Raw genomic sequence first — 12,310 nt, 5'->3', positions numbered from 1 at the left:
ACCACGCGCCGTGATTTAAGCGTCCCAAGTTTGAACAAATCTTAATCTGCAAAGGTAAACAGATCTTAAGCATAGACTAAAAAAGGGGCCGAAGCCCCTGCAATTTAGGATAAATAGTAATTAAATGAGTAACGTGCGTTACATATTAGGGTAGTTTGGTCCACCCGCACCTTCAGGCGTGACCCAGCAAATGTTTTGACTTGGATCCTTAATATCGCAGGTTTTACAATGCACGCAGTTTTGTGAATTGATCACAAACTCTTTTTGGCCTTCGATTTCTTGAACTTCATAAACCCCTGCAGGACAATAACGTTGTGCTGGTTCGTCAAACTTCACTAAATTTACGTTAATTGGAATGCTGTTGTCTTTGAGCTTTAAGTGACAAGGCTGAGATTCTTCATGGTTCGTATTTGATAAAAACACCGACGATAATTTATCAAAGCTCAGTTTGCCATCGGGTTTGGGATAACTAATCTTTTCGGCTCTGCTTGCATCATCAAGTGTTGCATAGTCAGGTGTATTGTCTTCAAACTTGAAGGGAAGTTTCCCTGCAAAGATATTTTGGTCAAGTGTGTTGTATGCGCCACCCAAAAATTTACCTAACTTGTGCATAACAGGGCCAAAGTTGCGTGATTGATACAGCTCTTTATAGGCCCAGCTTTGCTCAAATGCGGTTGCATATTCAGCTAAATCGCTATTTTCTTTGCCTTGAGCAAGCGCCTCAACAATCACATCGGCAGCGACCATGCCTGATTTCATAGCCGTGTGATTACCTTTAATTTTAGCAAAATTCAGTGTGCCGGCATCACACCCGACAATTAAGCCACCAGGAAAATGCATTTTTGGTAAAGAGTGCAGGCCGCCTTTTGCTATCGCACGAGCGCCATACGCAATACGTTCACCGCCTTCTAATACGTCTTTAAAGATTGGGTGATGTTTCATGCGTTGAAATTCATCAAACGGACTCAGGTGCGGGTTTGAGTAATTAAGGTCGACAATTAAACCAACCACAACTTGGTTGTTCTCGCTGTGATACATAAACGCACCACCGCTTGTATCACCCGTTAGTGGCCAACCAGTACCATGAACCACAGTACCTTGTTTATGTTTGCTTTCGTCAACGTGCCAAATTTCTTTAAAGCCTAAGCCGTAGTGCTGGGGTGATGCATCTTTATCAAGCGCAAAATGATTAATAAGCTCTTTGCCTAAATGACCACGGCAACCTTCAGCAAATACTGTGTATTTTGCTCTTAATTCCATGCCCGGCATATAGCCGTCTTTTTCATTACCGTCTTTATCAAGACCCATATCGCCGGTAATAATCCCTTTCACGGTGTCGTCTTCGATAATTAAAGAGTGCGCACTAAATCCGGGGAAAATTTCTACCCCTAGATTTTCTGCTTGTTCAGCTAAAAATCGACATACATTGCCCATCGAAACAATATAGTTGCCATCATTGTGGAACGTTTTGGGGCTCGCAAAGTGGGGGATGCTGGTGGCTTTTTCACTGTTATTAAACCAATAAATGTCATCCTGAGTCACTTTTGTTGAAACAGGCGCTCCTAATGATTGCCAATCTGGGAGTAGCTCATCAAGTGCGCGTGTCTCGAATACTGCACCCGATAAAATATGCGCGCCCACCTCAGAGCCTTTCTCTACCACACAGATCATTAATTCTTGTTGTTTTTCTTGTGCTTGTTGTGCCAATCGAATAGCTGTTGATAAACCCGCTGGGCCTGCGCCTACGATAACAACATCAAATTCCATGGTTTCGCGTTCGACCATATAAACCTCTTATCAGTGACGGACCTGCATTAAAAGAACCGTATTTCATACTTGCAAATGAAACGTTACAGGCTGTGAATACTTTAAGGTTATTTTAGGTTGACGTTTACGTCAACAGGAAGTAGTCTGAAATCATAAAATAAATAAGTTGACGTAGACGTCAGCTTTAAGAACACACAATTGATGGAGTCACGATGAAAATCCTCGTTCCAATTAAAAGAGTAATTGACTATAACGTCAAAGCACGCGTTAAAGCAGATAAATCGGATGTTGATTTAGCTAATGTAAAAATGGCGATGAACCCGTTTTGTGAAATTGCAATTGAAGAAGCTATTCGTTTGAAAGAAGCAGGCACGGCAACAGAAGTTGTGGCTGTAACTATTGGTAATAAATCATCTCAAGAGCAATTACGTACAGCATTAGCACTGGGTGCAGATAAAGCGATTCATATCGAAACTGAAGAAAAACTAGAGTCGCTACACGTAGCGAAGCTATTAAGTAAGATTGTTGAGCAAGAGTCACCCGAGCTGGTTATTTTAGGCAAACAATCGATTGATTCAGACAATAATCAAACAGGTCAAATGCTCGCTGCTTTAACAGGACGTGGCCAAGGTACTTTTGCCTCTAAAGTTGATGTGCAATCAGGTACTGTGAATGTTACGCGTGAAGTAGATGGTGGTTTACAAACTGTCGCGCTTAAATTACCTGCCATTGTAACGACAGATTTACGCCTAAACGAGCCGCGTTATGCATCGTTGCCAAATATTATGAAAGCAAAGCGCAAACCGTTAGAGGTCATTGCTGCAGATAGCTTAGGTGTTGACCTTGCTCCGCGCATTCAGCTTGTTGAAGTTAATGAACCTGAAAAACGTTCAGCCGGTATTATCGTTGAAGATGTGGCGACGTTGGTTGAAAAGTTAAAAACAGAAGCGAAGGTGATCTAAATGAAAACATTAGTGATAGCTGAACACGACAACGGTGTTCTAAAGCCTGAAACACATAAAACAATGACCGCTGCTGTTAAATTAGGTTTTGACGTTGATTTATTATTAGCTGGTGAAAATCTAGCGGCTATGAGCGAAAAGGCAGCGTCGATCGCCGGTGTTAGCAATGTACTAGTCGCTGACGATACCGCTTACGCTCACCAATTAGCTGAGAATGTGGCTGATCTTGTTTTATCTCTTAGTGACAATTATTCACACATTGTGGCAAGTGCTACGACAACGGGCAAAAACTTTATGCCACGTGTTGCGGCCTTATTAGATGTTGCGCAAATCTCAGAAATTATTGATGTGATTGATGCTGACACGTTCAAGCGTCCAATTTATGCAGGTAATGCAATTGCAACCGTTAAATCACTCGATACTAAAAAAGTAATCACTGTACGTGCAAGCAGCTTTGATGTGGCCGCTGAACAAGCCCCTGTTTCTGTCTCAGCGATTGATAGTAAAGGGTCTGCGGGCTTAAGCGAGTTTGTATCACAAGAACAAACTGAATCAGAGCGTCCTGAGCTCACGGCAGCACCGGTGGTTATTTCGGGTGGCCGAGGTATGCAAAATGGTGAAAATTTTGCGTTATTAAACGGTATCGCTGACAAACTAGGTGCGGCAATTGGCGCGTCTCGTGCTGCAGTTGACGCGGGCTTTGTGCCAAATGATATGCAAGTAGGTCAAACGGGTAAAATTGTTGCCCCTGATTTATACATTGCAGTAGGTATCAGTGGGGCCATTCAGCATTTGGCGGGTATGAAAGACTCAAAAGTCATTGTTGCAATAAATAAAGACCCTGACGCACCTATTTTCCAAGTGGCTGATTATGGTTTAGTTGCTGACTTATTTGATGTATTACCCGCGCTTGAAAACGCACTGTAATACATAACGATTCTGGTTGTTAAAAGCTGTTCACCTTCTAGGTGCGCAGCTTTTTTTATACTCGTTTCTATCTGAATACGAGCAAGGCGTTATTCATGAAACTAACGCGCGACTTTTCTTTATCGAAAATCGGCATGTTACATAAACTTGCTTTGGGGCTTTATTTTCTCTGATTAGCTTTACCGGCTTTAACTGTTCCTTAGTACGGTTTAGACGAACTTTTACTGAGCTCAATAGACTGTTTTATTCGCCTACAAGTTTATGCGCCTTCAAGTTGTTTTTTAGACATAAGAGGTCTTCTATTGGTTACACCTCTATTAATTCACTGCTAAATACCCTTGGTTGCTCATTTTGGCTTGCACTTGTGGAGACTTTAATAGCATTACTAGTTTTTCGCCAATCAGCTTAGAGCGGGGCGATTGGGTATTAACTATCAGAATTAACGGTCTTACAAATTCATAATCACCATTTTCTATCGTTTCTTTGGAAGGTTTAACGTTATTAATTGATAACAGTGTTACTTTATTAATGCGTCTATCGTCTTCGAGTTTACTTATCGCACCGTAAGAGTCGTAGGCAATCGCGTTTGGAATCCGTTGAACAATGCCCAGCGCTTGGTTGAAATGGTCATATAGGCTCACTCGCTGGTTAGAAAACAAGCCTCTGTTGCCTGCATTTTTTAGTCTTATGTAGTTTGTATCGGGGTCTTTAATGTAATCAAGTTCGAGAAACTCTAAAAACACATCAAAACTGCCGTGATGAGTCCCTTTACTAAAAAGTAGGATCTCATCATTTTTGTTACTTAATTTTGGTGTTTTTGATGACAGGCTAGACCACGTGTTTATTTTACCTTGGTAGATGCTTCTAAGCTCATTACTGGTCAGGTTGTCGATATTCAATGAACTATTGATGAAAAAAGCAAGCGCATCTTGTGCAATCACAATTTGCTTTAAATAATGCCACTTCTCTTGTTCAATCTTTGTCAGGTATCGTGAACTGCTGCCAATATCAATCACATTGTCGGCAATGGCTTTTATGCCTTTATCACTGCCCATGGGTCTAATTTGTATTGAGTTGCCAAAGCCATTGTGTAACTCGTCCTTAATTTCTACAAGCAGCTCTGTAACGGTCGTTGATCCTGCGATTAAAATCGGTTTCGCATTAATGGGTTCTTCAAGGGCAACCAAGCGGGGCGATAAGGTAAAAATAGCGGTGAGGGTTAATATCTTAAGAGAGTGTATGAGCATGTCTGATAATAGCTCCTTTATAAATCACTAACGTTGACTATAGAGTATAGATTGGCTTTTGTAATTATAATGCTGGTGATTTAATTGAGAAGGCTGCGTATTTACAGGTATAAAAAAACCAGCCAATGGCTGGTTTTTAACACTAACATTTAAGCTTGCTTAGTAAGTCGCGCTGCCTTTAGTACGTGGGAATGCAATAACGTCACGTACGTTACCCATACCCGTTACATAAGCGACTAAACGCTCAAAGCCTAGGCCAAAACCAGAATGTGGTACTGTGCCGTATTTACGTAGGTCACGATACCAGCTGTAGTCTTCTTTATCTAAGCCCATTTCTTCTAAGCGTTGGTCAAGTACGTCTAAACGTTCTTCACGCTGTGAACCACCAATGATTTCGCCGATACCAGGCGCAACAACATCCATTGCTGCTACTGTTTTGCCATCTTCGTTTTGACGCATGTAGAAGGCTTTAATATCGCGTGGGTAGTTTTTAATAACAACAGGCGCATTAAAATGTTCTTCTGCTAAGTAACGCTCGTGCTCTGATTGTAAATCTACACCCCATTCAACAGGGAATTCAAACTGTTTACCACAGGCTTTTAAAATTTCGATAGCGTCAGTGTAGTCAACTTGTGCAAAGTCTTTGGTTACAAACTCTTCTAAACGTGAAATGGCCGTTTTCTCAACACGTTGTGCGAAAAACTCCATGTCGTCACGGCGCTCAGTTAATACGGCATTAAAGACATACTTAAGCATATTTTCAGCAAGTTTTGCGATGTCTTCTAAATCAGCAAACGCAACTTCAGGTTCTACCATCCAAAATTCGGCTAAGTGACGCGATGTGTTTGAGTTCTCAGCACGGAAAGTCGGGCCAAAGGTATAGATTTTAGACATAGCAGACGCATACGTCTCACCGTTCAACTGACCAGATACAGTTAAGAATGCTTCTTTACCAAAGAAGTCTTCACTGTAATCGATATCGCCTTTATCTGTGCGTGGTAGATTTTGCATATCAAGTGTTGATACACGGAACATTTCACCGGCACCTTCACAGTCACTTGCTGTAATGATAGGCGTACTGATCCAGTAAAAACCTTGCTCATGATAAAAACGGTGAATAGCTTGTGCTAAACAGTTACGAACACGTGTTACTGCACCTATAATGTTAGTGCGTGGGCGTAGGTGCGCATGCTCGCGAAGGTATTCAATACTATGACGTTTAGCTGACATAGGGTAGGTGTCTGGGTTTTCTACCCAGCCTAATACTTCAACCGTGTTTGCTTGAATTTCAAACGACTGACCTTGGCCAGCAGATTGCACAAGCACACCTGTTACAGAAACAGAACAACCCGCCGTTAAACGTGTAACTTCATCATAATTATTAAGTGAATTAGGTACTACCGCTTGAATAGGATCAAAACACGAACCGTCATGAACGGCTAAAAATGAAATTCCTGCTTTTGAATCGCGGCGTGTACGGATCCAGCCTTTTACTGTTACTTGGCTGTCTACCGCAACCTTGCCTTTTAATAGCTCTGAAATCGCTAAGTGGCTCATCTTCACTCCAATGATATAAGTTGCCTAATATTATAATGCTGTGCATTGCACTTGAATCGACTATCTTACCTTCGTAAATCAAATAAAAAAACTATTCCGGCACACTCTTTAGCAGTTTTTCTTCAATTGGATAAAATAGCATCAATATTTTGCGTTAAAATGACGATTATTTAAATTCTCGCTGCGCTAATTGGTTATTTTGTGGCATTATTATCAATCCTAAACAAGAAATCGTTTCTTATTGTTTTTAACTTATTTGTATTACAGGTGCTATGAAACAAGTTTTTATTCTTCGCGGCTTACCCGGCTCAGGTAAATCATATTATGCGCAAAGCCTTGCCGATGAATTGGTGGCTGGTAATGAAAGTGATTATGTTGTGTGCGCAACCGATGATTATTTTTATAACAGCGAAGGTGTCTATCAATTCGATAAATTTAAGCTCCCTGAATATCATAATTTAAACTTAGCGCGATTTATTAATGCCTTAGCTGAAGAAATCCCCTTGGTGATTGTAGATAACACCAATATAAAAAAATGGGAATTTATTGCCTATGCACAAGCTGCTACGGCGTTAGGTTATCAGGTTAAAGAAGTGATTGTAGGTGAAATCAAAGACAAGTCACTTCAGCATTTATATGCTAAACGCTGTGAGCACAAAGTGCCGCTAAGAATGATAAGCAAAATGGCTTATATGTTTGAATGGTAAAAGGAAGCATACGCTTCCTTTTTTTATGTCTAGAACATATTTTGGCTAATGGCGTCATCAATTGCGCCACACAATTTTTCTAAGCAAGTTTCGCTGCTAATGTACGGTGGCATTAAGTAAATAAGTTTTCCAAATGGGCGGATCCAAACCCCTTTTTCTACAAAAAACTGTTGTATTTTAGCCACATCAACACGGCGGTTTAGCTCTACCACACCAATTGCACCAAGTGTCCGTACATCCACCACATTGGCATGTTGCTTACATTTGCTTAGCTGCTCAGTAAGCACCTCATTAATATGCACAATTTGCTCTTGCCAAGGCTGCTCTAGTAATAAATCAATACTTGCACAGGCTGTCTCACAGGCCAGCGGATTCCCCATGAATGTGGGGCCATGCATAAGTACACCGGCTTCGCCTTCACTTATGCCAACGGCCACCTTTGATGTCGTTAATGTGGCTGATAACGTCATCATCCCTCCGGTGAGTGCTTTACCAATACACATGATATCGGGCTCAATGTCGGCATGTTCAACGGCAAAAAGTTTGCCAGTACGGCCAAACCCAGTGGCAATTTCATCACATATAAGCAGTACATTGTACTTATCGCAAAGTGCTCTTATATGGCGAAGATACTCAGGGTGGTAAAAGTTCATCCCCCCTGCGTTTTGTACTATAGGTTCAATTATAAAAGCGGCGACGTCTTGATGATGCTCTTTAAAGTAAACCTCGAGTGTTTCTGCTTCATGTATATCAAAGGTTTCATTAAAGCGGGAGACGGGGGCCGGTACAAACACATGCTCAGGGAGAAACCCAGAGTACATACTGTGCATAGAGTTAACCGGATCGCATACGCTCATTGCTGCGAAGGTATCACCATGATATCCCTTAAGCGGGGTCATTAATTTTTGTTTGGTTTTAATACCTTGGCTTAACCAATACTGCAATGCCATTTTGATAGCTACTTCGACACTTACAGAGCCGCTGTCTGCTAAAAACACTTTATCTAATGTTGATGGTGTGATCTCAACGAGCTTTTTGGCAAGTTCAACCGCAGGTTTATGGGTTAAACCACCAAACATAACATGGCTCATTTTACCTAACTGTTTGGTAATGGCTTCGTTTAGTACAGGATGACAATAACCGTGAATCGCACTCCACCACGATGCCATACCGTCAATGAGTGCTTCGCCTGTTTCTAAAAAAATGCGGTTCGCTTTTGCATGGCTTACAGGGTAAACGGGAAGCGGGGTGGTCATGGACGTATAAGGGTGCCAAATATGTTCACGATCAAAATCTAAATCAATTGTTTGTTTATTGTGCATATGTAAACTTTACTCTACTTGGATTCGTTGACAATGTTACGTCAAGACGTAGACTAAGCCAATCAGACCGTCCTAATAAATTTAAAAAGAGAAGATTATGGAGCACGCAATTGTCCGTCACGATTGGACCCACCAACAAGTAAAAGCATTATTTGATATGCCATTTAACGATTTACTGTTTAAAGCGGCCAGTGTTCACCGCGAAAATTTCAATCCTAATGAAGTTCAAATTTCAACGCTACTTTCTATTAAAACGGGTGCATGCCCAGAAGACTGTAAATACTGCCCACAATCAGGACATTATAAAACAGATCTTGAGCGTGAGCGCCTTATGGAAGTAGAAAAAGTTGTTGAGCAAGCGCGTGCCGCAAAAGAAAAAGGGGCTACGCGTTTTTGTATGGGCGCTGCGTGGTCAGATCCTAAAGATCGCGACATGCCTTACATCGAAAAAATGGTGCAAGAAGTTAAAGAATTAGGCCTTGAGACATGTATGACTTTAGGCATGCTCGATAATCAAAAAGCGCACGCCTTAAAAGAAGCAGGACTTGATTATTACAATCATAACCTAGACACCTCACCAGAATATTACCAACAGATTATTACCACCCGTACTTATCAAGACCGTTTAAATACAATAGACAACGTACGCGATGCTGGCATGAAAGTATGCTCTGGCGGTATTGTTGGCATGGGTGAACAAGCCGCAGACCGTTATGGTTTATTGATGCAACTTGCAAACTTAGATCAGCAACCAGAGAGTGTGCCTATCAATATGCTGGTAAAAGTAAAAGGCACGCCACTGGAAGATGTCGATGACCTCGATCATTTTGAATTTATTCGCACCATCGCTGTGGCACGTATTATGATGCCAAAAAGTTATGTACGTTTATCGGCAGGGCGTACTGCGATGAACGAGCAAATGCAATCGATGTGTTTCTTTGCGGGCGCTAATTCTATTTTCTATGGTGATAAGCTACTCACAACAGAAAACCCAGAAGCGGATGCCGATATGATGCTGATTAAAAAGCTGGGTATGAACCCTGAAAAACGTGAAGATTATTCAGATGAAGCCGTCGCGGCGTCACTTTCTTCAAAAGTGGCTGACAAAGCAACATCAGAACTATTTTACGAAGCTTAAACACGTTATGCCTTTTGAATTTATTGCACAGCATCTTCAAGCGCGTAAAGAAGATGCTTTACTTAGGCAGCGCCAACTGGTCGAAGAGTCAAACGGACGCTTTATTCGTATTGCAGGAAAACAGTACTTAAATTTTGCCAGCAATGATTATTTAGGCTTCGCTGATGAACTCGTTACAGTGAGTGAGCTGCCACTAGGCAGTCACAGTTCAGCATTAGTAAATGGCTATAATAAACCGCAACAGGCTCTTGAGCAGCGCCTATGTGAGTTACTGGGTTATGAAAGTGCCATGCTTTTCAACAGTGGCTTTAGTGCAAATAGCAGTGTGTTAAAAGCCTTGTTTCACGATAAAGCTGTGGCGCAATCTGCTGCAATTTTTCAAGATAAACTCAATCATGCTAGTTTGATTGATGGCGGTCTCCATTCTCAAGCGGCGATGGTGCGGTTTAATCATAATGATTTAAAGCACTTAGAGTCACGCTTACAAAAATCGAAAGCTAAACATAAACTCATTGTGAGTGAAGGCGTGTTTTCGATGGATGGTGATAAAGCACCTGTTGCACAGCTGTGCGAACTTGCACATAACTATAATGCCTGGCTACTGATTGATGACGCCCACGGGTTTGGTGTGTTAGGTAAGCACGGGCTTGGTAGCTGTGAAGTGCACAAACCCGATTTATTGATCATTACATTTGGTAAAGCCCTCGCTAGCAGTGGTGCATGCTTGCTGGCGAGTAAATCGGTTATTGATTACATGCTGCAATTTAACCGTGATTATATCTATTCAACAGCCATGTCGCCTGTTATGGCAAGTAGTACGCGTGTACAACTAGAAAAAATACTGGCTGCTGATAATAAACGTATGCAGCTTTTTAAGAATATTGCGTATTTTAAAACATTAGCAAAAGCGAAAAACTTAGCGCTTATGGATTCAGATACAGCAATACAACCTTTGGTACTTGGCGATGCCGCACAAACGGTTGATGTGGCGAATAAGCTAAAACAGCGTGGAATTTGGTTAACAGCCATTCGTCCACCAACCGTACCTTTTAATACATCGCGATTAAGAGTCACGCTTAGCAGTGCCCATCAGCTCGATGATATAAACACGTTGGTAGATACGTTAGTGGAGTGCTTATGAGCCAATTAGCACACAGTACTGCTAACGGCGTTAAAGATCACAAGCTGTCCACAGCGAGTCAGTTTTCGAAAGCGGCTGCGCATTACAACAGCCATGCTAACGTTCAAAAGCAAGCAGCAGCGCATTTAATCAAACTGCTTGCGAATAAAAACCAACAGGGCGTTTGCCTCGATTTAGGTGCAGGACCGCTGGTTAATACAGCCCTATTGCAACAATATTTTGCAACGGTAGTGGCGATGGACTTAAGCCACGCCATGTTAAACACCGATAAAAGCCGTGAATATTTAAAGCTGTGTGCCGATATGGATAATTTGCCACTGCAAAAAAACAGTGTTGATTGCGTATTCAGTAATTTTGCCGTGCAATGGTCGGCAGATTTACCCTTGCTTTTTAAACAGCTGTTTGCCGTGCTTAAAGATAATGGTCGGGTGTATTTAAGTTGTGTTATTGCAGGCTCATTACACGAAATTAAACAGGCTTTTGCCTGTTTAGATGACCAATCTCGTATTAATCAATTTCACTCATCCGACAATGTCACACAGTATGCGAAGGCTGCTGGATTTAAGGTGAATTTTGCAGTAGATACCTGTTATACCGACGCTTATAAAAGCCCGCTTGAGGCAATACGTTCAATTAAGGCCATTGGCGCTACGTCATTACACAGTAATAAAAAGCGTCAGGGTCTTTTAACAAAGCAAGCATTGAATAACGTGTGCAAGGCATATCCTCTGGTTGATGGGCATGCTAGAGTGAGTTATCACGTCGTACTTTTAGAATTAGAAAAACAATGAAAGAATTTTTTATCACTGGCACGGACACCGATGCCGGTAAAACCCATGTCACCAGTTTATTATTAAAGCTGCTAGCACAACATAAACAACGAGCGGTTGGTTACAAACCCATTGCAGCAGGGGCTGAGATGGCTTTTGGTGAATTGGTAAATGAAGATGCGCTAACCTTAATGGAAAGCTCGTCTGTTGGTGCTAAGTACACAATTGTGAATCCGTTTACTTATGAGCCACCAATTGCTCCGCACATTGCCGCAGCGAAAGTTGGCGATAGGCTCACCTTTGAGAAACTAGATAGCGCGTATGAGAATGTGAAAGCACTCAATACTGATTATATTCTGACAGAAGGGGCCGGTGGTTGGTGCTTACCCATTAACGAAACTGACTTGTTATCTGATTGGGTTAAACAGCAAAACCTCAATGTTATTTTGGTTGTAGGCATGAAACTGGGTTGTTTAAATCATGCTTTATTGACTGCCGCTCATTTTAAAGCGTCGGGCGTAAACTGTGTAGGGTGGATAGCAAATCATGTTGACCCCACCATGCAAGAACAAGAGGCTAATTTACAGACCCTTAAAAACACTTTACCGTTTCCGCTATTAGGTATTACCCCCTACACAGAAAAAAAACCTAAATTAAATATTTATAAAACCTTACTTGAAATTTTATCCATTCACCCATAATAATTGAGTTGTTACTTTTGACATACTCTGTCACAATTGGTTGCAATTAGTTCCTTGTAACCAATTGCTTT

The 12,310-nt window shown here is 41.5% G+C and carries 11 protein-coding genes; 7 read left to right on the top strand and 4 right to left on the bottom strand.

The window, feature by feature from the left end; genetic code table 11:
• Positions 1-138: 138 nt before the first annotated feature.
• Positions 139-1,785: an electron transfer flavoprotein-ubiquinone oxidoreductase gene (locus GZH31_RS08470; RefSeq protein ID WP_180310844.1), complete on the bottom strand. Its 1,647-nt coding sequence runs from the start codon at positions 1,783-1,785 to the stop codon at positions 139-141.
• A 194-nt stretch (positions 1,786-1,979) separates the two neighbouring features.
• Here GZH31_RS08470 and GZH31_RS08465 point away from each other — a divergent pair, with 194 nt between their 5' ends.
• A complete protein-coding gene (locus GZH31_RS08465) occupies positions 1,980-2,729 on the top strand; it encodes an electron transfer flavoprotein subunit beta/FixA family protein (RefSeq protein WP_036968304.1) in 750 nt (249 codons plus the stop codon).
• The gene (locus tag GZH31_RS08460) at positions 2,730-3,656 is read left to right on the top strand and encodes an electron transfer flavoprotein subunit alpha/FixB family protein (protein ID WP_180310843.1); all 927 of its coding nucleotides are present in this window, start codon (positions 2,730-2,732) and stop codon (positions 3,654-3,656) included. It abuts the gene before it with no gap.
• Between the two features lie 317 nt (positions 3,657-3,973).
• Here GZH31_RS08460 and GZH31_RS08455 read toward each other — a convergent pair whose 3' ends face one another.
• Together GZH31_RS08455 and asnS are read right to left on the bottom strand one after the other, a co-directional pair.
• Entirely contained in the window at positions 3,974-4,903 is a 930-nt protein-coding gene (locus GZH31_RS08455; protein WP_180310842.1) for a PstS family phosphate ABC transporter substrate-binding protein, read from the bottom strand.
• A gap of 159 nt (positions 4,904-5,062) precedes the next feature.
• Positions 5,063-6,460, bottom strand: a complete 1,398-nt coding sequence (asnS, locus tag GZH31_RS08450) for an asparagine--tRNA ligase (protein ID WP_180310841.1) — start codon at positions 6,458-6,460, stop codon at positions 5,063-5,065.
• Positions 6,461-6,732: 272 nt separating this feature from the next.
• On the opposite strand from asnS, the gene GZH31_RS08445 reads away from it, so the two are divergent.
• Entirely contained in the window at positions 6,733-7,167 is a 435-nt protein-coding gene (locus GZH31_RS08445; protein ID WP_036968312.1) for an ATP-binding protein, read from the top strand.
• Between the two features lie 29 nt (positions 7,168-7,196).
• On the opposite strand, the gene bioA is transcribed toward GZH31_RS08445, so the two are convergent.
• Positions 7,197-8,489 (bottom strand): adenosylmethionine--8-amino-7-oxononanoate transaminase, encoded by a 1,293-nt coding sequence (gene bioA / locus GZH31_RS08440; RefSeq protein WP_180310840.1) that lies wholly within the window; start codon positions 8,487-8,489, stop codon positions 7,197-7,199.
• A 97-nt stretch (positions 8,490-8,586) separates the two neighbouring features.
• On the opposite strand from bioA, the gene bioB reads away from it, so the two are divergent.
• The 4 genes from bioB to bioD are packed head-to-tail and all read left to right on the top strand — an operon-like array spanning position 8,587 to position 12,239.
• Positions 8,587-9,627 (top strand): biotin synthase BioB, encoded by a 1,041-nt coding sequence (gene bioB, locus GZH31_RS08435; RefSeq protein ID WP_036968319.1) that lies wholly within the window; start codon positions 8,587-8,589, stop codon positions 9,625-9,627.
• A 7-nt stretch (positions 9,628-9,634) separates the two neighbouring features.
• On the top strand, positions 9,635-10,768 hold the full coding sequence (locus GZH31_RS08430) for an 8-amino-7-oxononanoate synthase (protein WP_180310839.1): 1,134 nt from the start codon (positions 9,635-9,637) through the stop codon (positions 10,766-10,768).
• Positions 10,765-11,559, top strand: coding sequence for a methyltransferase domain-containing protein (locus GZH31_RS08425; protein WP_075593551.1), 795 nt, complete (start codon positions 10,765-10,767; stop codon positions 11,557-11,559). Before GZH31_RS08430 ends, GZH31_RS08425 begins: the two co-directional genes overlap by 4 nt.
• The gene (gene bioD / locus GZH31_RS08420) at positions 11,556-12,239 is read left to right on the top strand and encodes a dethiobiotin synthase (protein WP_180310838.1); all 684 of its coding nucleotides are present in this window, start codon (positions 11,556-11,558) and stop codon (positions 12,237-12,239) included. The genes GZH31_RS08425 and bioD overlap by 4 nt, the downstream gene beginning before the upstream one ends.
• Positions 12,240-12,310 lie beyond the last annotated feature (71 nt).

The sequence above is a fragment of the Pseudoalteromonas sp. JSTW genome, from assembly GCF_013423925.1.
Taxonomy (GTDB): domain Bacteria; phylum Pseudomonadota; class Gammaproteobacteria; order Enterobacterales; family Alteromonadaceae; genus Pseudoalteromonas; species Pseudoalteromonas lipolytica.
This window is presented reverse-complemented; position numbering and strand designations above follow the sequence as displayed.

Excerpts from the sequence above, each read along its gene's own strand:
- GZH31_RS08455 (WP_180310842.1), bottom strand. The coding sequence starts at position 4,903 with ATGCTCATACACTCTCTTAAGATATTAACCCTCACCGCTATTTTTACC.
- bioB (WP_036968319.1), top strand. The coding sequence starts at position 8,587 with ATGGAGCACGCAATTGTCCGTCACGATTGGACCCACCAACAAGTAAAA.
- GZH31_RS08460 (WP_180310843.1), top strand. The coding sequence starts at position 2,730 with ATGAAAACATTAGTGATAGCTGAACACGACAACGGTGTTCTAAAGCCT.
- GZH31_RS08445 (WP_036968312.1), top strand. The coding sequence starts at position 6,733 with ATGAAACAAGTTTTTATTCTTCGCGGCTTACCCGGCTCAGGTAAATCA.
- bioA (WP_180310840.1), bottom strand. The coding sequence starts at position 8,489 with ATGCACAATAAACAAACAATTGATTTAGATTTTGATCGTGAACATATT.
- GZH31_RS08430 (WP_180310839.1), top strand. The coding sequence starts at position 9,635 with ATGCCTTTTGAATTTATTGCACAGCATCTTCAAGCGCGTAAAGAAGAT.
- GZH31_RS08425 (WP_075593551.1), top strand. The coding sequence starts at position 10,765 with ATGAGCCAATTAGCACACAGTACTGCTAACGGCGTTAAAGATCACAAG.
- asnS (WP_180310841.1), bottom strand. The coding sequence starts at position 6,460 with ATGAGCCACTTAGCGATTTCAGAGCTATTAAAAGGCAAGGTTGCGGTA.
- bioD (WP_180310838.1), top strand. The coding sequence starts at position 11,556 with ATGAAAGAATTTTTTATCACTGGCACGGACACCGATGCCGGTAAAACC.
- GZH31_RS08465 (WP_036968304.1), top strand. The coding sequence starts at position 1,980 with ATGAAAATCCTCGTTCCAATTAAAAGAGTAATTGACTATAACGTCAAA.
- GZH31_RS08470 (WP_180310844.1), bottom strand. The coding sequence starts at position 1,785 with ATGGTCGAACGCGAAACCATGGAATTTGATGTTGTTATCGTAGGCGCA.